This is a genomic window from Micromonospora musae (assembly GCF_003626545.1).
Classification (GTDB): Bacteria; Actinomycetota; Actinomycetes; order Mycobacteriales; family Micromonosporaceae; genus Micromonospora; species Micromonospora musae.
In genome coordinates this window covers 83,597-105,104 of record NZ_RAZS01000017.1, presented here as the reverse complement: position 1 = coordinate 105,104, position 21,508 = coordinate 83,597, and the positions used below count along the sequence as shown (strand labels likewise).

20 protein-coding genes are annotated in these 21,508 nt (G+C 70.7%); 8 read left to right on the top strand and 12 right to left on the bottom strand.

Going from position 1 to position 21,508, the window contains the following annotated elements:
- Positions 1–124 precede the first annotated feature (124 nt).
- Complete coding sequence (locus D7147_RS31250; protein WP_233563600.1) at positions 125–1,336, bottom strand: globin domain-containing protein; 1,212 nt, start codon at positions 1,334–1,336, stop codon at positions 125–127.
- 52 nt (positions 1,337–1,388) lie between these two features.
- Positions 1,389–1,814 carry an RrF2 family transcriptional regulator gene (locus D7147_RS31245; RefSeq protein ID WP_120684189.1) on the bottom strand — a complete coding sequence of 142 codons (426 nt, stop codon included), beginning with the start codon at positions 1,812–1,814 and terminating at the stop codon, positions 1,389–1,391.
- 90 nt (positions 1,815–1,904) lie between these two features.
- Here D7147_RS31245 and D7147_RS31240 point away from each other — a divergent pair, with 90 nt between their 5' ends.
- On the top strand, positions 1,905–3,011 hold the full coding sequence (locus D7147_RS31240; RefSeq protein ID WP_120684187.1) for a DNA glycosylase AlkZ-like family protein: 1,107 nt from the start codon (positions 1,905–1,907) through the stop codon (positions 3,009–3,011).
- Positions 3,012–3,110: 99 nt separating this feature from the next.
- Here the strand turns inward: D7147_RS31240 and D7147_RS31235 are convergent, their stop codons facing one another.
- A complete protein-coding gene (locus D7147_RS31235) occupies positions 3,111–5,711 on the bottom strand; it encodes a M14 family zinc carboxypeptidase (protein ID WP_158609410.1) in 2,601 nt (866 codons plus the stop codon).
- A gap of 313 nt (positions 5,712–6,024) precedes the next feature.
- Entirely contained in the window at positions 6,025–6,600 is a 576-nt protein-coding gene (locus tag D7147_RS31230; RefSeq protein WP_120684183.1) for a TetR/AcrR family transcriptional regulator, read from the bottom strand.
- A 114-nt stretch (positions 6,601–6,714) separates the two neighbouring features.
- On the opposite strand from D7147_RS31230, the gene D7147_RS31225 reads away from it, so the two are divergent.
- The 4 genes from D7147_RS31225 (at position 6,715) to D7147_RS31210 (ending at position 11,988) form a co-directional block, all read left to right on the top strand.
- Positions 6,715–8,136 (top strand): aldehyde dehydrogenase family protein, encoded by a 1,422-nt coding sequence (locus D7147_RS31225; protein ID WP_120684181.1) that lies wholly within the window; start codon positions 6,715–6,717, stop codon positions 8,134–8,136.
- Positions 8,137–8,369: 233 nt separating this feature from the next.
- On the top strand, positions 8,370–9,842 hold the full coding sequence (locus D7147_RS31220) for an MFS transporter (RefSeq protein WP_199734309.1): 1,473 nt from the start codon (positions 8,370–8,372) through the stop codon (positions 9,840–9,842).
- A gap of 203 nt (positions 9,843–10,045) precedes the next feature.
- Positions 10,046–11,545, top strand: a complete 1,500-nt coding sequence (locus D7147_RS31215; protein ID WP_120684179.1) for a SulP family inorganic anion transporter — start codon at positions 10,046–10,048, stop codon at positions 11,543–11,545.
- On the top strand, positions 11,545–11,988 hold the full coding sequence (locus D7147_RS31210) for a MerR family transcriptional regulator (protein ID WP_120684177.1): 444 nt from the start codon (positions 11,545–11,547) through the stop codon (positions 11,986–11,988). Before D7147_RS31215 ends, D7147_RS31210 begins: the two co-directional genes overlap by 1 nt.
- 55 nt (positions 11,989–12,043) lie before the next feature.
- Here the strand turns inward: D7147_RS31210 and D7147_RS31205 are convergent, their stop codons facing one another.
- From D7147_RS31205 to D7147_RS31185, 5 genes are all read right to left on the bottom strand, one after another.
- Positions 12,044–13,153 (bottom strand): ABC transporter ATP-binding protein, encoded by a 1,110-nt coding sequence (locus D7147_RS31205; RefSeq protein WP_120684175.1) that lies wholly within the window; start codon positions 13,151–13,153, stop codon positions 12,044–12,046.
- Positions 13,150–13,995 (bottom strand): ABC transporter permease, encoded by an 846-nt coding sequence (locus tag D7147_RS31200; RefSeq protein WP_120684173.1) that lies wholly within the window; start codon positions 13,993–13,995, stop codon positions 13,150–13,152. Before D7147_RS31200 ends, D7147_RS31205 begins: the two co-directional genes overlap by 4 nt.
- 3 nt (positions 13,996–13,998) lie before the next feature.
- Entirely contained in the window at positions 13,999–14,796 is a 798-nt protein-coding gene (modA, locus tag D7147_RS31195) for a molybdate ABC transporter substrate-binding protein (RefSeq protein ID WP_120684171.1), read from the bottom strand.
- The gene (locus tag D7147_RS31190) at positions 14,793–15,215 is read right to left on the bottom strand and encodes a TOBE domain-containing protein (protein WP_120684170.1); all 423 of its coding nucleotides are present in this window, start codon (positions 15,213–15,215) and stop codon (positions 14,793–14,795) included. The genes modA and D7147_RS31190 overlap by 4 nt, the downstream gene beginning before the upstream one ends.
- Before the next feature lie 138 nt (positions 15,216–15,353).
- The gene (locus tag D7147_RS31185; protein ID WP_120684168.1) at positions 15,354–16,325 is read right to left on the bottom strand and encodes an aldo/keto reductase; all 972 of its coding nucleotides are present in this window, start codon (positions 16,323–16,325) and stop codon (positions 15,354–15,356) included.
- A 153-nt stretch (positions 16,326–16,478) separates the two neighbouring features.
- On the opposite strand from D7147_RS31185, the gene D7147_RS31180 reads away from it, so the two are divergent.
- A complete protein-coding gene (locus D7147_RS31180) occupies positions 16,479–17,492 on the top strand; it encodes an alcohol dehydrogenase catalytic domain-containing protein (RefSeq protein WP_120684166.1) in 1,014 nt (337 codons plus the stop codon).
- A 92-nt stretch (positions 17,493–17,584) separates the two neighbouring features.
- Positions 17,585–18,256, top strand: coding sequence for a TMEM175 family protein (locus D7147_RS32815; protein ID WP_233563599.1), 672 nt, complete (start codon positions 17,585–17,587; stop codon positions 18,254–18,256).
- A gap of 56 nt (positions 18,257–18,312) precedes the next feature.
- Here the strand turns inward: D7147_RS32815 and D7147_RS31165 are convergent, their stop codons facing one another.
- Positions 18,313–19,359, bottom strand: a complete 1,047-nt coding sequence (locus D7147_RS31165; RefSeq protein ID WP_120684214.1) for a saccharopine dehydrogenase family protein — start codon at positions 19,357–19,359, stop codon at positions 18,313–18,315.
- Between the two features lie 97 nt (positions 19,360–19,456).
- On the opposite strand from D7147_RS31165, the gene D7147_RS31160 reads away from it, so the two are divergent.
- On the top strand, positions 19,457–20,413 hold the full coding sequence (locus tag D7147_RS31160) for a helix-turn-helix domain-containing protein (RefSeq protein ID WP_120684162.1): 957 nt from the start codon (positions 19,457–19,459) through the stop codon (positions 20,411–20,413).
- Between the two features lie 107 nt (positions 20,414–20,520).
- On the opposite strand, the gene D7147_RS31155 is transcribed toward D7147_RS31160, so the two are convergent.
- Together D7147_RS31155 and D7147_RS31150 are read right to left on the bottom strand one after the other, a co-directional pair.
- On the bottom strand, positions 20,521–20,757 hold the full coding sequence (locus tag D7147_RS31155; protein WP_120684160.1) for a tautomerase family protein: 237 nt from the start codon (positions 20,755–20,757) through the stop codon (positions 20,521–20,523).
- 29 nt (positions 20,758–20,786) lie between these two features.
- A complete protein-coding gene (locus D7147_RS31150; RefSeq protein ID WP_120684158.1) occupies positions 20,787–21,497 on the bottom strand; it encodes an SDR family NAD(P)-dependent oxidoreductase in 711 nt (236 codons plus the stop codon).
- Positions 21,498–21,508 lie beyond the last annotated feature (11 nt).

Genomic DNA, 21,508 nt, shown 5'->3' with positions numbered 1-21,508 from the left:
GGCCACGAGGTCTCCGGTATGAAGTTCTTGCTTGGTCGCAGAACCAGATACCGGAGGCCTCTTCAGTTGTCGATCACCGCCACGCCGGGACCTTCATCGACCACCACGACTTCTGAAACACGCCTTAGGAGCGGCTACCCGCCCACGCGTCGGAGCCGAAGACCTCGTACCGGATCTGGGCACCGGGTACGCCCCGGTCCCGAAGCCGGCTCCGGACCGCCTGCATGAACGGCAACGGTCCGCACAGGTACACCTGCGCCTCCGGCGCCAGCGGGATCTCGTCGACCTCGATCCGCCCGGCACGCACCTCGGTCGACCCGTCGGCCTCGTACGGCGCCTGCCGCTCGTACCAGACCAGGTGCCGGAAGGAGCGCAGTCGGGCGCCGCTGCCGATGATGTCGGGTCGCAGGCAGTGGCGGGCGAGGCTGCGTTCGGCGTGCGCGACGACGACGTCGCGGTTCGGCTCCGTGCGGGAGACGTGGTCCAGGATGGCGGCCATCGGCGTGATTCCGACGCCGGCGCTGACCAGCACCAACGGCGCGGTCCCGGCGGTCAGGGTGAGATCGCCGTAGGGGGCGCTCACTTCCAGCCGGTCCCCGGTACGGACGTGGTCGACGAGGTGGCTCGACACGAGCCCGTCCGGCGCCCCACCGACGCCCCGCACCCGACGTACGGTGATCCGCAGACCGCCCAGCCCGTGGGCCGCCTGGGAGAGGGAGTACTGGCGGATCTGCCGCCCGCCGTCCGGCAGGTCGACGGCGACGCTGACGTACTGCCCCGCCCGATAGCTCGGCATCGGCGCCCCGTCGGCACTGGTCAGCACGAACGAGACGGTGTCCTGCGCCTCCTCGCGCCGGTGACTCACCACGACCTCGCGCCACGGGTGGTCCGGGTCGATGTCGGCGTGGGCGTACAACCTCGCCTCCAGGCCGATCAGGCGGCAGGCGAAGAGCCAGTAGACCTCGTCCCAGGCGGCGGCCACCGCAGGCGTGACCGCCTCGCCGAGCACGGCGCCGACCGCGTTGAGCAGGTAGCGACCGACGAGGGTGTACTGCTCCGGGCGGATGCCGAGCGAGGCGTGCCGGTGGGCGATGCGGCGGATCACCGGGTCGAAGCTCGCCCCCTCTCCCACCAGGTCCGACGCGAAGGCGATCACGGCGCCGGCGAGCGCCCGGCGCTGCTCACCACTGGCCTGCGCGCTGCGGCTGAAGAGGCGCCGCAGCTCCGGATTCTCGGCGAGCATGGTGTCGTAGAAGAGCGCGGTGATCGTTTCGAGGTGTGCGCCAACGGCGGGAAGCGTGGCGCGCACGGTCGCTTCGTGCGTGGAGGACAGCACGGGGTCTCCCATCAGCTGTGGTGGATCGATGACTCGGGCGGGTTCCGGTCGCTCACCGACTGGTGAGCGAGAGGAGCAGGTCCCGGGTCGGCGCATGCAGCAGATCGCCGACGGTCACCTCGTCGAGGCTGGCGTAGAAGGCCTCCTGCGCGCGGCGGAGGGCACCACGGAGCCGGCAACCGGTCCGCAGCGGGCAGGCGGGCGTGTCGCAGTTGACCACCTCGCCGTCGGCTTCGAGCCGGCGGATGAGGCCGCCGATGCTCGCCGAGGTCGCGCCGTCCGCGAGCAGGACGCCACCGCCACGCCCGCGGATCGTCTCGATCAGCCCCAGGTGCTGGAGCCGCTGGACGATCTTTGCGAGGTGGTTCCGTGGCACCGCGAGGGACTGCGCCAGTTCGTCGACAGTGGTCTTACCGCCCCGGGTCCCCAGGAGCATCACGACTCGAAGGCCGATGTCCGTCGACTGATTGAGCTGCACAGCGGGAGCCTAACAAAACAGGTATTTGATATTCCTCTTTTGTGGGTCGGGTCACCGCCGCCGGTCGTACCCTCCGCCTACGCTCGGCCGGTGACCGTGCACCAGTTGTCCCGCACCGACGCGCGGCGCCTCGCCGTGCGCGCCCAACTCCTGGACGCGCACCGACCGGCCGGAATGTTGGACGTCGTCCGTCGGCTGACGCTGGTGCAGAACGATCAGACCGCCGCCGTCGCGCCCAGCGCCGACCTGGTCCTGTGGAGCCGCCTCGGCGACTCCTACTCCCCCGGGCAGTTGCGCGACGCCCTCGACGAGCAGACCCTGCTGGAGCTGCACGGTTTCGTGCGGCCGCCGGAAGACCTCGCGCTCTACACGGCCGAGATGGCCGAGTGGCCCGGCCGTCCCCCGCTACGCGTTTGGCAGGAGGAGCTGCGGGAGTGGGTGGCCGTGAACAACGGCTGCCGACTGGACATCCTCGCCCGGCTGCGCGCCGACGGGCCGCTGACCTCGCGCGAGCTTCCCGACACCTGCGTGGCGCCGTGGCGCTCCTCCGGCTGGACGAACAACCGCAACGTCACCAAGCTGCTCGACTTCCTCGTCCAGCGGGGCGAGGTCGCCGCCGCCGGCCGGCGCGGCAAGGACCGGCTGTGGGACCTCGCCGAACGGATCTACCCGGACGAGGTGGTGCCGTACGAGGAGGCGATGCGGCTGCGGAACGAGCGCCGGCTGCGGTCGCTGGGCATCGCGCGTGAGCGGGCGCCGGTGAGCCCGGGCGAGCCGAACGACGTTCGGGCGGCCGGTGAGCCCGCCGTCGTCAAGGGGGTGAAGGGCCGATGGCGGGTCGATCCCGAGCTGTTGGACCAGACCTTCACGGGCCGGACCGCGCTGCTGTCCCCGCTGGACCGGCTCGTCTTCGACCGGACGCGGATCGCCGAGCTGTTCGAGTTCGACTACCAACTGGAGATGTACAAGCCGGCCGCCGAGCGGCGCTGGGGCTACTGGGCGATGCCGATCCTGCACGGGGACCGGCTGGTCGGGAAGCTCGACGCGGCCGCCGACCGCAGGGCCGGGGTGCTGCGCGTGCACGCCGTCCACCAGGACACCCCGTTCACCAGCGCGATCACCGCCGAGGTGCGGCGGGAGATCGAGGCCCTGGCCGAGTGGCTCCGGCTGACCCTGGTGGGAACGAGTCCGCGCTGACCGTGGTGGGCGGTGACGCCCGACCACCCCGGCTGCGGCACCCGGGGGGCACCGCAGCCGAGGTGGTGGTGGGCGGACGCGTCAACCGATCGGCCGGCGCTACCGGAAGAGCTTCACCAACTGGTCCGCCTCGACGTCCTCTCCGGCGCCGTTGTACATGGCGTTGGTGACCACCGTCCAACTGGCCCGGGGCCAGGTACGGAAGGTGATGTGGCCGCCGGCGATGGTGGCCTCACCCTCGCCGACGTCGAAGGTGGCGATGTTCGCCGCGCCGCCGATGGCGGAGGTGCCGTGCGCGTACCCGCTGACGAGCAGGTTCTCCTCCTCCGGGTAGGTGGAGGCGATCTGCGCGTCGCCGGTCACCTTGAACGCCGCGTCGTTGTTGAACCAGGTCGGCCAGGACTCCGGCATGCCCCAGACCGCCGGAACGTCGGCGTCGTAGTGCTGCTTGAGCAGCGCACCCGGAGCGTTGAAGGCGGCCCGGTCGGTGGGCGTGACGTTCTGGACCGGCAGGCCGAGCGACGTGGCCGCGGTGCCGGACGCGCTGCCGAGCGCCACCAGGTTGCCGCCGGACTTCACGAACTGCTGGAGCTTCTCCAGGCCGTCCGGCACACCGCGAGCCCAGGCGAACTCGGGGGGATTCTTGGCGGGGTCGAGACCACGGGTGATGCTGTTCGCCGAGATTCCCGGGGCGAGCACGATGGTGTCGTACTTGGCGCCCAGGTCGGCGTAGTCGTCCGCGGAGACGACCTGGTAGTTCACCCCGATCTGGTCGAACATCCACATCATCCACCCGCCGGGCATGTTGTTGGCCCCGCGGATGAGACCCACCCGGGTGTCGTCCTTCAGCTTCACCGCGTCGACCTTCGGCACCGCGCTGGTGGCGTACACCGGCAGGCCGGTCTCCTGGCTGGCCTTGGTCAGCACCTGCCGCGCCTTCGAATCCTTCGACGGCACGAGCAGCGCACCGGCCGGCAGCTTCCTGCCCTCGACCGTGACGGCGGCCTTGGCACGGTACGCGGACACCCCGGCGTCCTGCAGGTCGGCGATGACCTGACCCAGGCCGTACGAGGTGGGGCTGAGGACGTAGGCGCCCCGCTGGCCGGGGTGGCCCGGCATCCGCTGCTGCACCGGCTCGACGCCCCGGACCCGGGTCGTGGCCGCCTCGAAGGGCGTGGTCACGGCGTCGACGTCGACTCCCAGGAGCAGAGCCAGATTGTCGGTGGTCTCGCTGTACGGCATGATCAGCGGGCACTGCACGCACTTACGCGCGCTGTCCGGATATTCGTCGATCCGGAGCAGCTGGTCGATCCAGCGACCCATCGGCTGGCTGGTCTTGAGGATGTAGGAGCCCTCGGGGTATTTCTTGTCGCCCGCGGTGAACGAGCGCGTGGCCCGGTCGATCTCCGCCTGGCCGAAGTCGAAGAGCTTCAACATGTCGTACAGGGCGTACGGGTCCCGCTGGTCTGCCGGCACGACGTACGCGTACGGGCCGCCGGTCCAGTTCTCGCTGTTGCGGTTCGAGAGGTAGAGGTTGTTGTACAGCCACGACTTCGGGTCGCTGGAGACCGTCTTCATACCCGAGTAGGCGGCCGCGGCGCCGTACTCCACGATCTGCTTGAGCGTCCAGGTCTTGCTGTCGTACGGCAGCACCGACCGCAACGTGTTGTCGGCGGGTTCGAGGATCTTGTCGGAGGTGTAGGTGTACGCGAGATCCCGAACGGATGCGATCTCGGTCAACCAGGTCGAGGTGCCGAGGAACGGGCTGTAGCCGATGACGTCGGCGTTCCACAGAATGCCGTACGCGTCATTCCACTTCGAGCCCTTCCGGCCCTCCGCCACCAGGTCACGCTGGGTCTGCATGCCGAGCGAGTTGGACGCGGAGACCACGATCGGGTCCAACGTGTCGGACATCGGCTCGTCCCACGGCGGCGACCAGATCCGCGGGGAGGTGGCGCCCGCCTGGTGCATGTAGTGCTGGGCGACGGGGCGGTACTTCTGCTCGAGCCGGACCCGGGTCTGCGACTCCTTCTGGGTCATCATGAACCAGTCACGGTTGTCGTCGTGCCCGGTGTAGTGGTGGTACAGGTCCGGGTAGATCCGGTCGTAGCCGGTGCCCGCCGTCTTGTTGAAGTGGTCGATGACGAGATGCTGCCCGTCGGGATTCTGCGACGGGACGATGAGCAGGATCACGTTGTCGAGGACCTGCCGGGTGTAATCGCTGTTCTCCGTCGCCATCCGGTGCACGACGTTGACCAGAGACTGGGTGGCGCCGACCTCGGTCGAGTGGATCGTCGCCTCGATGTAGTACACCGGCACGCTCTTGGCCGCGAGCTGCCTCGCGTACTCGTCGACCGCGATTCCGGCCCGCTTCGCCTCGGCCTTCATGACCCGAGGATCGGAGAGCCGTTTGTTGATGTCGAGAACCTGGTCGATTCGCTTGAGGTTGTGCTTGTTGCTCATCAGCAGAATCGGGTAGTCGTTGCCGAGGGTTGTCTTGTCGACAACCTGGTATTCGGCCTCTTCGGAACGGTCCGCGACGAGTTTGAGGTAGCGTTTGACGCTGTTGAAGTCGGCGAGCTTTCCCTCATCTCCCATCTCGAAGCCGAAGAATTCCTTCGGGGTCGGGACACCCTTGACCTTGACGCCGGTCTGGGCTGCCACCCGCTCGCCCACCTGGGCCTGCACGGGGACAGCCACGAGTCCCACCATGGCCGTGACGATCGCCACGGAGGCTACGTGCCGTAACCTCATTTCGCCTCCTCGCCTGAAATCTGGTGGCGATAGAGTCCTGGCGATGCCCGGGGGTGGTCAACCAGTACCACTGGGTAAGATCAAAATGAAGACGATCTTCCTGAAATCGATTGCTCGCGCGGCCATTCGTCCGCCGGTTGGCGGATCTTGAGACCTTTGATCCGCGCCTATACCAAATTCTGGGACAGTAGTTCAGTGCACCGACGGTGACCACGAGCGCTCGCCAATGGCTGTCGGCGCGTCGTCACGGCCCCCAAGCTCAGCGCGGCGAGGCCCGGTTCTCGACGATGCGGCCGACGGTGGCGACGACGGCGGCGCGCATCTGCTGCCACCGCTCGGCGGTCCACGGGCCGCCGCTGTCGGCGACCTGGAGCCCCAGCGGGGTCAGCGCGAGAACCTGGTTGATGGCCCAGAGCACCGCGTAGAGGTCGGCGGGGGCGAGCGACTCGTCGGGGCGGGCCGTGGCCAGCGCCGCGAGGGCCTGCCGGTAGTAGTCGAGCTCCGGCTCGGTGGGCGCGGGTCGTTCGAGCTGACGCCACAGGGTCAGGCGCAGCCGGTCCGGGTCGGAGACGTAGTGGTCGAAGATCGCGCCGGCGAACGCGGGGAGGTCGTCCCAGGTGCCCGGCAGCGCCTCGCGGCTGACTTCGAGGCGCGCGGTGACCACCTGGTCGAAGAGATCTTCCTTCTTGCCGAAGTGCTCGTAGATCGCGCGCTTGTTGGCCTTCGCGTTCTCGGCGATCCGATCGATGCGGGCACCGGCGAGGCCATAGGCGGCGAACTCGCGGTACGCCGCCTCGAGGATGCGCGCCTTGGTGGCGCCGGAGTCGTAGACCATGTGACGAGTATAACGAACGAACTAGTTCGTCCATGACGCGGGTCGACGTAGTCTGGCGAACTAGTTCGTTCGGTTTCCGGACGCGACAGCGCGCCGGTCGACCCGAGGAGTGACATGTCCGCTTTCGTCCTGCCCAAGCCCATTACGGCCACCGTCGCGGGTGCGGCCTATCCCACCCGAACGACGTTCGACGTGGTCAACCCGGCCACCGGCGAGGTCTTCGCGACCGCCCCGGACGCCTCGGCGGCCGACGTCGACGCTGCGGTACGGGCCGCGCACGACGCCTTCGCCACCTGGCGTTCGGACCCGGCGGCGCGCCGAGCCGCCCTGCACGCCGCCGCCGACGCCGTGGACGCAGCTCGCGACGAGATCGCTCCGATTCTCACCGCCGAGCAGGGCAAGCCCCTGACCGAGTCGGCTCGTGAGGTGGCCACCGCCGCCGCCTACCTCCGGTACTACGCGGACATGCAACTCGAACGGCAGGTGATCCGCGACGACGCGCAGGCGCTGGTGGAGATCGCGCACCGCCCGCTCGGGCCGGTCGCGATCATCACCCCCTGGAACTTCCCGCTGATCATCGGTACGGCGAAGATCGCCCCGGCGCTCTCCGCCGGGAACACCGTGGTGCTCAAGCCGTCGCCGTTCACGCCGCTCTCCTCCCTGAAGCTCGGGGAGGTGCTGCGCGGCATACTGCCGCCGGGCGTGTTGAACGTGCTCAGCGGCGGCAACGAGGCCGGAGCCGCAATGACGGAGCACCCACTTATCCGCAAGATCAGCTTCACCGGCTCCACCGCCACCGGCAAGGCGATCGCGGCCGCCGCAGCGGCCGACCTGAAGCGCACCACCCTGGAACTCGGCGGCAACGACGCGGCCATCGTGCTGGACGATGCCGACCCCGCCACGGTCGCCGCGGGCATCTTTCCGCGCGCCTTCTCCAACACCGGGCAGGTGTGTGTGGCGCCGAAGCGGGTCTACGTCCCCGAGTCGCTGCGCGCCCCGGTCGTCGAGGCGTTCGCGGCGCTTGCCCGGAACGCCCGCGTCGGCGACGGTGCCGACCCCGCCACCCAGTACGGCCCGCTCAACAACCGTCCGCAGCGCGATCGGGTGGCGTCGCTGGTTCGCGACGCGGTGCGCCGGGGAGCGACCATCGCCGCCGGTGGCAGCGAGATCGCGGGGAACGGCTACTTCTACCAGCCCACCATCCTCACCGACATCAGCGACGGAACGCCCATCGTGGACGAGGAGCAGTTCGGGCCCGCACTGCCGATCATCGGTTACCGCGACGTGGAGGATGCGCTGACCCGGGCGAACGCCACCCACTTCGGTCTGGGCGGCTCCGTCTGGAGTGGCGACCCGGAGCGCGCCGCCGCCGTGGCTGAGCGCATGGAGGCGGGCATGACCTGGGTGAACACCCACACCGCCACGAGCTTCGACCAGCCGTTCGCCGGGATCAAGTGGAGCGGTATCGGTGTCGAGAACGGCCGCTGGGCGCTGGAGGGCTTCACCGAGATGCACGTCATCCACCGCGCCCGCTGAGCGGCCGAGGCCGGACCGGGCCGCGCACCGTCGTCAGCTATGCGCCGCCCGGTCCGCGTCTCGTCGCCTGTCGGGGTACGCCGGCTGCTCTGGGCGAGGATCCCGCAGGCCGCCGCGGGCCCACGTCGCGCCGGAGCCGGCCGGGCCGTCGTCCACCGCGCGAGAGAGAAGGACGCACGATCGTGACTCAGACTCCCCGAACTCTCGGCTCGCGCCTCCGTGGAGCCCGGGCCGTGGGCACCGCGCCCACCGCAGGAGTGGTCGTCGCCGCCCTGGCCTTCGCAGGCCTGATGACCTCGATGGCCCAGACCGCCATGGTTCCCCTCGTACCGCTGCTGCCCCACCTCCTGCACACCTCGGCGTCCGGCGCGGCCTGGGCGATCACCGCCGCCCTGGTCGCCGGGGCGGCGGCGAACCCGGTCGTCGGGCGGCTCGGGGACATGTTCGGCAAGCGTCGCGTTTTGCTGTGGACACTTGGGGCACTGTTCACCGGCTCCCTCTTGTGCGCCTTCGGCGACACGCTGCCGACCGTGGTGGCGGGACGCGCGATCCAGGGTTGCGCACTCGGAGCGATCCCGGTGGGCATCAGCCTCCTGCGAGAGCTACTTCCGGCGGCCCGGGTCGCCACGGCCACCGCGCTACTCAGTTCCATGGTCGGCGTCGGCGCGGCGCTGGCGCTCCCTGGCGCCGCACTGCTGATCCAGAGCGCCTCCTGGCATCTGCTCTACTGGGCCTTCGCGGCGCTGAGCCTGGTGGCGCTCGTCGGGGTGTGGATCGCCGTGCCCCGGCCGTCCCGCTCCGCAACGGTCGTTCCGATGGACACCGGCGGAGCCGTCGGGCTCGCACTGGGCCTGGTCGCCCTGCTGCTGGCACTGTCCCAGGGCGGCGAGTGGGGCTGGACGAGCCCGCGCGTCGGTGGACTGTTCCTGGCCGCCGTGGTGGTGCTCGCCTGGTGGGGTCGGTGGGAGTGGCTGCGACCCCACCCGCTGGTGGACCTGCGGGTGTCGTCTGCCCGGCAGGTGCTCGTCACCAACGTGACCGCGATCCTGGTGGGTTACGCCACCTACGCCCTGGCGTACTCGATGAGCCAGCTGCTGCAACTGCCCACCGGCACTCACTACGGGCTCGGCCTGTCGCCCCTGGCCGCCGGCCTGTGCCTGGCGCCCTCGGGGGTCGTCATGCTGCTGTCCGCACCGCTGTCGTCGCGCCTGTCCGAACGGTTCGGCGCGCGGATCACCCTGGCGACGGGCTGCGCGGTGGTCACCTGCGGTTGGTCGCTGAGCCTGCTCCTCAGGCACACGCCCTGGCAGCTGGTGCTCACCAGCTGCATCATCGGCGCCGGGGTCGGGTTGGCCTACGCGGCGATGCCGCTGCTGGTCATGACCGCCGTACCGGCCGCCCAGACGGCAGCTGCCAATGGCCTCAACACCCTGATGAGGTCGCTGGGCACCGCGTCGTCCGGCGCCGTACTCGGAATGATCCTGACCACCGGGGTGACGGTCTTCCAGGGTGCCAGCGTCCCCACCGAGGGCGCCTTCCGCACCGTGTTCCTCAGCGCGTTCGCCGCCGCCCTGCTCGCCACCGCGACGGCCCTGCTGCTGCCCTCGAACCGGCGAGCGGACGGCGGACGGGCGCCCTTGCACACCGAACCCCGACACGCGCAGGCGGGACAGCTGCGCTGGCGCGGGACGGCGTCCGGTCGGTGATGATCACCACGTCCGGTCAACCCTCCCCTTACGGAAGGGTAGGGTCGGTCGAGGTCGTCAGGGCGTGGCATGCGCTCCCCTGACGACCGTGTCGCGTCTCGGGGGAACGAGACGCGTCGTCGCTGATCGTTTCGTGGCCGTCCGCTCCGGCCGGGGCGCGGTCGCCGCGCGCCCACAGGTGCGTTTCGAGTGGAAATGGCTGCATGTCTGCTGCACTGTCCGCGGTCACCCGACCGCGCCTGCCCCGCCCGTCCTGGCTCTCCCCCAGGGTGTTGCGCACCGAGGTCCTCGCCGGCCTGGTCGTCGCTCTCGCCCTGATCCCCGAGGCGATCTCCTTCTCGATCCTGGCCGGGGTCGATCCGCGCGTCGGCCTCTTCGCCTCGTTCACCATGGCGGTCACCATCGCGATCTGCGGCGGCCGTCCGGCGATGATCTCTGCGGCGACCGGCGCCGTCGCCCTCGTCGTCGGACCGCTGGCCAAGGAGCACGGCCTGAACTACCTCGTCGCGGCGGTGATCCTCGGGGGCGCGATCCAGGTCCTGCTCGCCGTGCTCGGGGTGGCGAAGCTGATGCGGTTCATTCCGCGCAGCGTCATGGTCGGCTTCGTCAACGCCCTCGCCATTCTGATCTTCACCGCGCAGCTCCCCCAGCTGCTCGGTGTGCCGTGGCTGGTCTACCCCCTCGTCGCGCTGGCGCTCGCCATCATCGTGCTACTGCCCCGGCTCACCCGCGCGGTCCCGGCCCCGCTGGTCGCGATCGTCGTGTTGACCGTCGTCACGGTGGTCGCCAAGGTCGCCGTGCCGACCGTGGGCGACGAGGGCGCCCTGCCGGAGAGCCTGCCCACGTTCGGGTTGCCGCAGGTGCCCTGGACCCTGGACACCCTCACCCTGATCGCTCCCTATGCCCTGGGCATCGCGCTGGTCGGGCTGATGGAGTCGCTGATGACCGCCAAGCTCGTCGACGACCTCACCGACACGCACTCGAACAAGACCCGCGAGTCGTGGGGGCAGGGCGTCGCGAACATCGTCACCGGCTTCTTCGGCGGCATGGGCGGCTGCGCGATGATCGGGCAGACGATGATCAACGTGAAGGCCTCCGGGGCGCGGACCCGTCTCTCCACCTTCCTGGCGGGCGTGTTCCTGCTGGTCCTGGTCGTACTGCTCGGCGACGTGGTCGCCGTCATCCCGATGGCAGCGCTGGTCGCTGTGATGATCATCGTCGCGGTCTCGACCTTCGACTGGCACTCGATCGCGCCGCGGACGCTGAAGCGGATGCCGTACGGCGAGACGATCGTCATGCTGGCCACCGTCGCGGTCACGCTCGCCACCCACAACCTCGCCGTCGGGGTCGTCGTCGGCGTGCTCACCGCCATGGTGATCTTCGCTCGCCAGGTCGCCCGCCTGGTCGAGGTGACAAGCGTCCTCGATCCGGAGGGGACGACGCGGATCTACTCCGTCCACGGCGAGCTCTTCTTCGCCTCCAGCAACGACCTGGTGGGGCAGTTCGACTACGCCGGCGACCCCGACAACGTGGTGATCGACATGAGCCGCGCCCACGTCTGGGACGCCTCCTCCGTCGCCGCGCTGGACGCCATCAGCACGAAGTACGCCGCCCGGGGCAAGAGCGTCGAGATCGTCGAGCTGAACCAGCCGAGCGCCCGCATTCACGGCACCCTCGCCGGTCGACTCGGCGCCGGTCGCTGATGGCCACCGCCGAGCGCCCCGCCGAGTCGGAGCAGAGCTCCGGCCCGGCATCGGGCCGGTTGATGCAGATCGGGGAGGCCGCCGAGCGCGTCGGGCTCAGCATCCGCACCATCCGCCATTACGAGGAGGCCGGCCTGGTCGTGCCCTCCGCGCGCAGCGAGGGCGGCTTCCGGCTCTACACCGACGCCGACCTGGATCGCCTCGTCGTGGTCAGACGGATGAAACCGCTCGGCTTCACCCTCGAGGAGATGCGTGCCCTGCTCGCCGTCCTCGACGCCCTGGACACCGCCACCGGCCGCGACCACGACGAGCTGCTCGACCGGCTCAACCTGTTCCACAGCACCGCGACCGCCCGGGTCACCGCGCTACGCGACCAGCTCGCCATGGCCGAGGAGTTCGCCGCCACCCTGCACAGCAGACTCGACCAGCACCGAGGTGGCTGACCAGCCCGCCGCCCATTCCGAGCCTCGCTCGACGACCCGCCGTCCGTCCGTCCGGTTAGGCCGGCGCGGCCGGGTAGGTGCGGGTCTCGGTGGCCTTCACGGCCGCCCAGACCCGCTGGCCGGGCACGAGGTGCAGCTGGGCGGCGGCGAGCGGGGTGATGTCGGCGGCGACCTCGATCGGGCCGGAGAGCTGGACCCGGAGGTTGTCGCCGTTCGGCTGGATCCCGCTGATGGCGGCGGGCCAGGTGTTGCGGGGGCTGCCGGCGGGGCGGTCCGGGTGCAGGGCGACGGCTGACGGCGGGAAGGCGACGAAGACGTCGCCGTCGTGCTGCTCGGCCGTCGTCAGCCGGAACCCGTCGGCGAGCAGCACCGTCTGCCCGCGGGCGTGACCGCGGAAGAGGTTGAGACCGACGAGCCGGGCGACGTAGTCGGTGCGGGGCTGCGCGGTGATGGTGGCGGCGTCGCCTTCCTGGACCACCTGACCGTGCTCGATGATGACGAGCCGGTCGGCGAGGACGAGAGCGTCGAGCGGGTCGTGCGTGACCAGCAGGGTGGCGCCGGGATGCGCGGCGAGGTGGCGCTGGAGCTGGGCGCGGGTGTCGAGCCGGGTGCGGGCGTCGAGAGCGGCGAGCGGTTCGTCGAGCAGCAGCAGCGCCGGATCGACCGCGAGGGCCCGGGCGAGGGCGACCCGCTGGGCCTGCCCGCCGGAGAGCTGGCGTGGCTTGCGGCGGGCGTGCTCGGCGAGCCCCATCCGGTGCAGCCAGTCGGCCGCCTGCCGCCGCGCCTGTCGCCGGTCCAGTCCGTGCCGGCGGGGGCCGAACGCGACGTTGTCCAACGCGTTGAGGTGCGGAAAGAGCAGGTAGTCCTGGAAGACCACACCGATCGGGCGTTGCTCGGTGGGAACCCAGCTCCGGCTGCTGGGCCGGTCGAGCACCTGCCCGGCGAGGGTGAGATGCCCGTCCGACAGGGCGAGCAGTCCGGCGAGCGCCCGCAGTGCGGTGGTCTTGCCGGCGCCGTTGGGTCCGAGGAGGGCGACGACCTCACCGGAGTCGATCGTCAACGGCAGGTCGAGCCGGAAGCCACCGCGATCCACGACGAGACGGGCGTCGAGCAGCGGCTCGGAAACCCGCTGCCGCGCCGCGTGGACGGTGAGGTCGACGGTCACGGGGCACTGATCCAACGGTCGCGGAGGGTGGCCAGGATCGCCACGGAGACGGTGAGCAGGATGAGGCTGAGCACGATGGCGGCCTCCAGGTCGGTCTCCAGGGCGAGGTAGACGGCGAGCGGCATGGTCTGCGTACGACCCGGGAAGTTGCCGGCGAAGGTGATGGTGGCGCCGAACTCACCCAACGCCCGCGCCCAGCACAGCACGGCGCCGGCCGCGATCCCGGGCGCCACGAGCGGCAGCGTGACGTGGGTGAAGGTGGTCCAGCGGTTCGCGCCGAGGGTGGCGGCGGCCTCCTCGTACCGGCTGTCGGCGCCGCGCAGCGCCCCCTCGACGGCGATGACCAGGAAGGGCATGGCGACGAACGCCTCGGCGAGCACCACCCCGGTGGTGGTGAAGGGCAGGGTGACGCCGAACGTGGTGTCGAGCCAGGAGCCGAGCAGCCCACGGCGGCCGAAGACGAGCAGCAGGGCCACGCCGCCGACCACCGGCGGCAGGACGAGCGGCACGGTGACCAGGGCGCGCACGATCCGCCGGCCGGGAAACTCGATCCGGGCGAGCAGCCACGCCAGCGGTACGCCGAGCGCCAGGCAGAGCAGGGTCGCGAGGGTGGCGGTCAGCAGGGAGAGCCGGAGCGCGGTGAGTACGCCCGGCTCGGTGAGCCGCTGCGGCAGCGTCGTCCACGGGGCGCGGACGAGCAGACCGGCCAGCGGCAGCACGAGGAAGAGCAGCCCGAGCAGGGCCGGCAGGAGCAGTGCCAGTGGGATGCGACCGACGCGGCGGGGCCGCTGCCGTGGCGCCGCCGGTCCGGGGCGCGCCACGGTGGTGTCGAGTTGGGGCATCGGCTACGGGGCCTGGAACCCGGCTGTGGTGAGCACGGCCCGACCCGGGTCGGAGAGCACGTACTCGACGAAGGCCTGTGCGGCCCCCTTGTTGGGCGCGTTCTTCAGCACGACGATCGGGTACTCGTTGATCGCTCCGGCCGACTCGGGGAACTCGACGCCGTCGACGTCCGCGGCGGCGGACTTCGCGTCGGTGCGGTAGACCAGCGCGGCGTCGACCTCACCGAGCTTGACCTTGGACAGTGCGGCCTTGACGTCCTGCTCGAGGGTGACCGGCGTCAACTCCACTCCGGCCGCGTCGAGCGCCTTCTTCGCCGCGGCGCCGCACGGGACCTGCTCGGCGCAGAGCGCGACCTTCACGTCCGGCTCGGTCAGATCCCTCAGCCCGCTGATCCCGCCGGGGTTTCCCTTGGGTACGGCGATGACGAGCTGGTTCTTCACGAAGGTCGTCGGCGTACCGTCGCCGTTGCCCTCGTCGGTGACGGTCTTCATGTTCGCCGGGGCGGCGGAGGCGAAGACGTCGGCCGGGGCGCCCTGGTTGATCTGGGTGGCGAGCGCGGAGCTGCCGGCGAAGCTGTAGGTGACGGTCGTCCCCGGGTTGGCCGCCTCGAATTCCCTGCCGAGCTTCGTGAACGACTCGGTCAGCGACGCGGCGGCGAAGACGGTGACGTCACCGGTGACGCCGGAGTTCGCGTTGCCCGGCTGCGTGCCGGTGGAGTCCTCACCACCGCAACCGGCCAGACCCACCACCGCCAGCGCGGCGACGGTCGCCAGTACGGTGCGAAATCGTCGGGTCCTCACGAACTGCTCCTCCCTCTGCTCGCCGCGATCACCGTGGGCTTCTCCACGACGACGTTCGTCGACTTGATCACGGCGACCGCCACCGTGCCGACCTCCAGACCCAATTCGTCGACGGCCTCGCGGCTCATCAGCGACACCACCCGGAAGGGGCCGGCCTGGATGTCCACCTGCGCCATGACGGCGTCCTTGATCACGGACGTGACGATGCCGCGCAGCCGGTTACGCGCCGACGACTCCTCGCGGCCCTCCGGGTCGGCGGACTGCGTCCGCACGAACGCGGCGAGGACGACCCCGTCGACCACCCGGTGTCCCTGCTCGTCCCGACTCGCGGCGAGCCGTCCGGCATCCACCCAGCGCCGAACCGTGTCCACGCTGACGCCGAGCAGTTCGGCCGCTTCACTCATCCGAAACACCGTCACGAGGGACACGGTAGCGGACGGAGCTTGCAACCCAGAAGGGGCGGAACGGGCTGCATCTGCGAGCGGAACGGCTGGCCTAAGAGCCGCATCTGCGGGCGGCGTTCGGCCCGCGCCGGGTAGCGCCGGAGCTGAGCTGCCCTAGAAGCCCGCCACCGGACGTGGCCGGTAGGGTGCCTCGAGCGCCTTGATCTCCTCGTCGGTCAGCTCGATGTCGAGCGCGGCGACGGCGTCGTCGAGGTGGTACGGCTTGGTCGCGCCGACGATCGGCGCGGTGACCCGACCGGCCACCCAGGCCAGCGCGATCTGCGCGCGGGACACACCCCGGTTCTCGGCGATCGTCGCGACCGTCTCCACGATCCGCCGGTCGGTCTCCTCGTGGCCGCCGTAGAGGGTGCGGCCGAACTCGTCCGACGCGGTGCGGGTGGTGCTCGCGCCCCAGTCGCGGGTCAGCTTGCCACGGGCGAGGGGGCTCCACGGGATCGTCGCGATGCCCTGGTCCGCGCAGAGCGGCAGCATCTCCCGCTCCTCCTCGCGGTACAGCAGGTTGTAGTGGTTCTGCATCGAGACGAACCTCGTCCAGCCGTTCAGGTCGGCCACGTAGAGCGCCTTGGCGAACTGCCATGCGTGCATGGAGGAGGCGCCGAGGTACCGGACCTTGCCCGCTTTCACGAGGTCGTGCAGGGCCTCGAGCGTCTCCTCGATCGGCGTCGCGTGGTCGAAGCGGTGGATCTGGTAGAGGTCGACGTAATCGGTCCCGAGCCGGCGAAGACTGTTGTCGATCTCGGCGTTGATCGCCTTACGGGACAGGCCGGCGCCGTTCGGGCCGGGACGCATCCGACCGTGCACCTTGGTGGCGAGAACGACCTCGTCACGGCGCGCGAAGTCCTTCAGCGCCCGGCCCACGATCTCCTCGCTGCTGCCGTCGGAGTAGACGTTCGCGGTGTCGAAGAAGTTGATCCCTGCGTCGAGCGCCTGCCGGATGAACGGACGGGCATCGTCCTCGGGCAGCGACCAGGCATGGTTGCCCCGACCCGGGTCGCCGTAGCTCATCGTCCCCAGGCAGACCCGGGAGACCTCTAGACCCGTCGAGCCCAGCCGCACGTACTGCACGATTCCTCCATCATGGGCCGAGGGGATGACCCGTCGGTGCGCACGTTACTCCGCCCCAACGGCGGCCACCCCCCGTCGGAACCGTTGCCGCCTCCGTCCGGACCCTCCCGCACTACGATCATCACAAAGGGATAACGGAATTGAGGTTCACCCATGCTCACGGCCGTTGCCACCGGCGTCGACGAGCCCCTCACGATCACCGAACGCGAGGTCCCCGAGCCCGGCCCGGGCGAGGTCCTGGTCAAGATCACCGCGTGTGGGGTCTGCTACACGGACCTGGACCTGCTCCAGGGACACTGGCCGATCGCCCGCTTCCCGGTCGTGCCGGGCCACGAGATTACCGGCGTGGTGACCGCCGCCGGCCCCGGCGTCTCCTGGCCGCCGGTCGGCACCGCCGTCGGCGCCCAGTTCCTCGGCGACTCCTGCCGCCACTGCGACTACTGCGTACGCGGCGAGCAGATCCTCTGCCCGCGCAAGCGGATCACGGGCATCGTCATGGACGGCGGATACACCGAGTACGCCGTCCTCAAGGCTGACTTCGTGACACCGCTGCCGGAGGGGCTCGACCCGGTCGCGGCGGCGCCGCTGATGTGCGCGGGCCTGACCGCCTTCAACAGCCTGCGGCAGGGCGGGATCAGCGGCACCTCGCGCGTCGCGGTCATCGGCACCGGCGGCGTCGGCACGCTGGCGGTACGCTACGCCGTCGCCATGGGCGCCCGGGTGACAGTCATCGGCCGGTCGCACCGGGGCGAGGCGGCGGCGCGGGAGCTGGGCGCCGAGCGGTTCATCGCCACCCAGGACACCGATCCGGGCGAAGCCCTCAAAGCCTGGGACAACTGCGGCGCGAACCTCGTCGTCAACGCCTCGCCGTCGACCTCCGCCGCGGCGGCGACCATCACCGGCCTGGCGCCCGACGGCTGGCTCGTGCTCTGCGGGTACGACCCGGAGCCGCTGATCCTGCCCACCCGGGTGATGGTCCTCAACCGGCTGCACGTGATGGTCAACCCGTCCGGCTCCCCGCACGACCTGCGCGACACCCTCGAGTTCTCGGCGGCGCACGGCATCCTGCCCGAGGTCACCCCGATCGGTCTGCCCGACGTCAACGCGGCGCTCGACGGCATGGCCCAGGGCTCCTCCGGCAGACGGTCGGTCATCACCTTCGACTGACCGCCCGGCGGTGGGCGCGGTTTGCATCGGGCGGCAGCGGGAAGGTCGGCCCGGTTGCTGACCGCGTCCGGTATCCGCCGAGGAGGTCCGAGATGGCTCCCGCGAGGGACGACGCACGGACCAGCACCCCGATCGGCGCGGAGCGGGATCCACGGCGGGTCGTCGCGTTCAGCGACGGAGTCATCGCCATCGCCATCACCCTGCTCGTCCTGGAGATCCGCCCGCCGGAGGACACTCGTGACCTGCTCAAGGGGCTCGGCGAGCTCTGGCCCTCGTACACGGCCTACGCGATCACCTTCCTGCTCATCGGGCAGATGTGGGTGAACCACCACGTCATGTTCGATCACATCCATTCGGCGGACCGCCTGGTGCTGCTGCTCAACACCCTGCTGCTGATGCACATCGCGTTCCTGCCGTTCGCCTCCGCCGTCCTGGCCGGCGCCTTCGAGTCCGGCCACGGGGAGCGGACCGCGATCGTCTTCTACGGGATCTCCTACGTGGGGGCGGCCATCCTCTTCAACGTCATCTGGGAGTACGCGCGGCACGGCCGGCGCCTCCTCGCGCCGACCATCGACGTGGCCGGCGTGAGGGCGATCAGCAGACGGTTCCGCCCGGCACCGGTGTGGATCGCCGTGGGGACGGGGCTGGGCGTACTGCATCCCCTCCTCGGCCTGGTGCTGGTCGCCGCCTTCATTCCCTTCTACTGGCTGCCCATCAAGGGCGAGATCGCCAGCGTCAAGCGGGCCCGCGAAAGCCTCCCCTGACCGCCCGCCGCCCGAGGGCGTGGCGGGCCGGCCAGGCAGGCCGGCCAGGCGGGCTGTCACACGCCCGACTCGGGGAGCTGCTCGACCGAGACGTAGGCGCAGAGTGCGCGGAGGAAGTCCGGCGCGTCGAAGATCGCGCCGGCGGAGGCGACGCCGGTCGTCCGGCAACGACCGTCGAGAACGCGGTGGAGCGCCTCGACCACCAGCGGTGCGCTGACGGCGTAGATGTCCTGACCGCTGGCGACGACGCGCCGGCGCGTGTCGCCGGAGCGCACGACGACGTCGACGGTGAACGTCTGGGCGGAGCGGCCGCGCTCGTCGACCGCGGTCGGTGGCGCGTCGGCGGTGGCCAGGTCGCGGGCCGCGTCGGTGGTCATGTAGGTGCGCACCTCGGGGATGGAGAGGTGGCTGGGGACGGTGACGACGTCGGCCATCGTGAACCCGTCGAGGACGGTCCGCGGGCCCGCCGGCGCCGGGAAGTCCCAGTTCAGCGCCGGCAGGTCGCTCTCGTCGAGGTAGTACTCCAGCCGCCCGCCGGTGTAGCGGACCCGTCGGCCGTCGCGGCGGTCGCGGGAGACGGTGCCGGAGGCGAGGGTTCCGGCCGTGGGGTGCCAGCTGCTCAGTCCGTACGCGACGTGCGCCTCGTCGGCCGTCGTCCAGTCGCCCATCGCGGTGGTCACGAGCAGGTCGCCGAGCCCGCCGAAGAAGGCCATCGCCGGGACCACCGCGACGCCCGCGTCGCGTGCCCGGTCGGCGTAGTGCGTGAAGGTGTCGAGGTTCGCCTCGATCTCGGCCGCCACGTCCAGGTACGGGATCCCGGCGCGCAGGGCGGCCTCGATGACCGGCCCGCCCGTCGAGGCGAACGGGCCGGCGCAGTTGATGACCGCGTCCGCGCCCTTCACCGCCGCGTCGAGCGAGGCCGGGTCGTCGACCGACGCCACCCGGTGTTCGAGCCCCGGATGCGACGCCGCCAGCGCCTGGAGCTTGTCCGCGTCCCGGCCGAGCAGAAGCGGGGTGAACCCGCGATCGCGCAACTCCGTCACCACGAACCGCCCGGTGTGCCCGTACGCGCCGAAGACCGCCACGGTCTGCCCCGTAATCATCTGCACTTCCTCCTCAGAAGATCGACTGAGAAGATCCTCTGCGCAGCGGGCGGTGCGGGCGAGTGTCTGGAACGCCATGCGCCATACAATTTCGGACATGGCTACTGTCGCGCTCGCCGCCACCGACGGAATGCTGCACTTCGAACTCGCCATGGCCTGCGAGATCTTCTTCCACGACCCGTCCGGCCTGGCCGACCCGTGGTACGACCTCGTGGTCTGCGGTCCCGGCCCGGTCGGGGTCGGCCGGTTCCGGATGGAGCCCGACGACGGGTTGGACCGGCTCGCCCGCGCCGACACCGTGATCATCCCGGCCATCGAAGACGTCGACGCGGACGTGCCACCCGACCTGCTGGACGCCGTCCGCGCCGCGCACGAGGCGGGTGCTCGGCTCGTCTCGTTCTGCACCGGCGCGTTCGTGCTGGCCGCCGCCGGGGTGCTCGACGGGCTGCGGGCGACCACGCACTGGGCGCACACCGAGGTGCTGGCCACCCGCTATCCGCAGGTGGAGGTCGACCCGGACGTGCTCTACGTCGACAACGGCACCGTGCTCGCCTCCGCCGGCAAGGCCGCCGCGATCGACCTCTGCCTGCACCTGATCCGCCGCGACCACGGCTCGACGGTCGCCAACGCGGTGGCCCGCCGCCTGGTCGTACCGCCGCATCGCGCCGGCGGTCAGGCCCAGTTCGTCACCACCCCGGTGCCCGCCCGCGACGACCATCCCCTCGCCGGCCTCTTTCCGTGGGCGATGGAGCGGCTGAACCGTCCACTGACCGTGGAGGATCTGGCCCGCCAGGCAAACATGAGCTCGCGCAACCTGGTCCGCCACTTCAGGTTGGCGACCGGCACCACGCCGCTGCAGTGGCTCTCCACGCAGCGGGTCCGCCGGGCCCAGGAGCTGCTGGAGCAGACCGACGACGGCATCGACGCCATCGCGGAGGCGGCCGGCATGGGCACCGCCACCACGCTGCGCCGGCACTTCCACCGCACCGTCGGGGTACCGCCGGACGCCTACCGTCGCACCTTCCGCAGCGCCGCTCCGGCAGCCGGTTGGTGACGTACCACCGTCGGACTGCACCGGACGCCCCGACGGTCGGGACCCACCCGCCCGGGTCGTCCTGACGACCCGGGCGAGCCGGTTCCGGGCACCACCGCTCCGCGGGGCTAGGGCGTCTGGGGGCGCTGCTGCGCGCGGTACCGGTCGACCGGCAGGCCGCCTCGGCCCCAGTTCTCGGTCTCGACCTCGTCGATGACGACGAAGGTGGAGTCCATCGGCTTGTGCAGCACGTCGAGCAGCAGCTTGCTGACGCCCTGGATGAGCGCCGCCTTCTCCTCGGCCGTGGCGGCCGACGCGCCGGGGCTGGTTCCCTCGCGGGTGATCTGGATCGTGACGATGGGCATCTCGGGTCCCTTCGGGAGGTTCGGCCGGGTCAGTTGCCAGCGTTCTGGCCGCCGTCGACGTGCAGGATCTCGCCGGTGACGAACGGCGCGGACTCGAGGTAGACGACGGCGTCGACGATGTCGCTCGTCTCGCCCATCCGGCCCACGGGGTGCAGCGCGGCGAAGGTGTCGTGGTACTCGACCGGGTGCATCGGGGTCTTGATGATGCCCGGGGCGACGGCGTTGACCCGTACGCCTCGGGTCGCGTACTCGATGGCGAGCGACTTCGTGGCGGAGCTGAGGCCGCCCTTGGTGAGCGACGCCAACACGGACGGCACGTTGGAGTTGGGCTGGTCCACGAAGCTGGTGGTGATGGTGACGATGTGTCCGCCGCCGGTGGCCAGCAGGTGCGGCATTACGCGCCGGGTGAGGTGGAAGAACCCCGCGAGGTTGACGCCGGTGAGCAGCGCGTACTCCTCGTCGGTGTAGTCGGTGAACGGCTTGGCGACGAAGACGCCGGCGTTGTTGACCAGGGTGTCGATCCGGCCGAAGCGCTCCAGCGCCGCGCTGACCACCCGGTCCGCGGTGTCGGCGTCGGCGATGTCACCCTGAACGGTCACCACGTCCGGGTCGGCGCTGCCGGTGATCGAGCGTGAGGTGGCCACGACGCCGTAGCCGAGCTTGCGGTACGCCTCGACCAGACCGGCCCCGATGCCCTGGGACGCTCCGGTGATCACCGCGACCTTCTGATTGGTACCCATCACGATCCTCC

What these genes read in the sequence shown, in the direction of transcription:
- D7147_RS31150 (WP_120684158.1), bottom strand. Translation starts at nt 21,497, where the DNA reads ATGGGTACCAATCAGAAGGTCGCGGTGATCACCGGAGCGTCCCAGGGC.
- D7147_RS31210 (WP_120684177.1), top strand. Translation starts at nt 11,545, where the DNA reads ATGGCCACCGCCGAGCGCCCCGCCGAGTCGGAGCAGAGCTCCGGCCCG.
- D7147_RS32815 (WP_233563599.1), top strand. Translation starts at nt 17,585, where the DNA reads ATGGCTCCCGCGAGGGACGACGCACGGACCAGCACCCCGATCGGCGCG.
- D7147_RS31225 (WP_120684181.1), top strand. Translation starts at nt 6,715, where the DNA reads ATGTCCGCTTTCGTCCTGCCCAAGCCCATTACGGCCACCGTCGCGGGT.
- D7147_RS31160 (WP_120684162.1), top strand. Translation starts at nt 19,457, where the DNA reads ATGGCTACTGTCGCGCTCGCCGCCACCGACGGAATGCTGCACTTCGAA.
- D7147_RS31230 (WP_120684183.1), bottom strand. Translation starts at nt 6,600, where the DNA reads ATGGTCTACGACTCCGGCGCCACCAAGGCGCGCATCCTCGAGGCGGCG.
- D7147_RS31180 (WP_120684166.1), top strand. Translation starts at nt 16,479, where the DNA reads ATGCTCACGGCCGTTGCCACCGGCGTCGACGAGCCCCTCACGATCACC.
- D7147_RS31200 (WP_120684173.1), bottom strand. Translation starts at nt 13,995, where the DNA reads ATGCCCCAACTCGACACCACCGTGGCGCGCCCCGGACCGGCGGCGCCA.
- D7147_RS31165 (WP_120684214.1), bottom strand. Translation starts at nt 19,359, where the DNA reads ATGATTACGGGGCAGACCGTGGCGGTCTTCGGCGCGTACGGGCACACC.
- D7147_RS31215 (WP_120684179.1), top strand. Translation starts at nt 10,046, where the DNA reads ATGTCTGCTGCACTGTCCGCGGTCACCCGACCGCGCCTGCCCCGCCCG.
- D7147_RS31155 (WP_120684160.1), bottom strand. Translation starts at nt 20,757, where the DNA reads ATGCCCATCGTCACGATCCAGATCACCCGCGAGGGAACCAGCCCCGGC.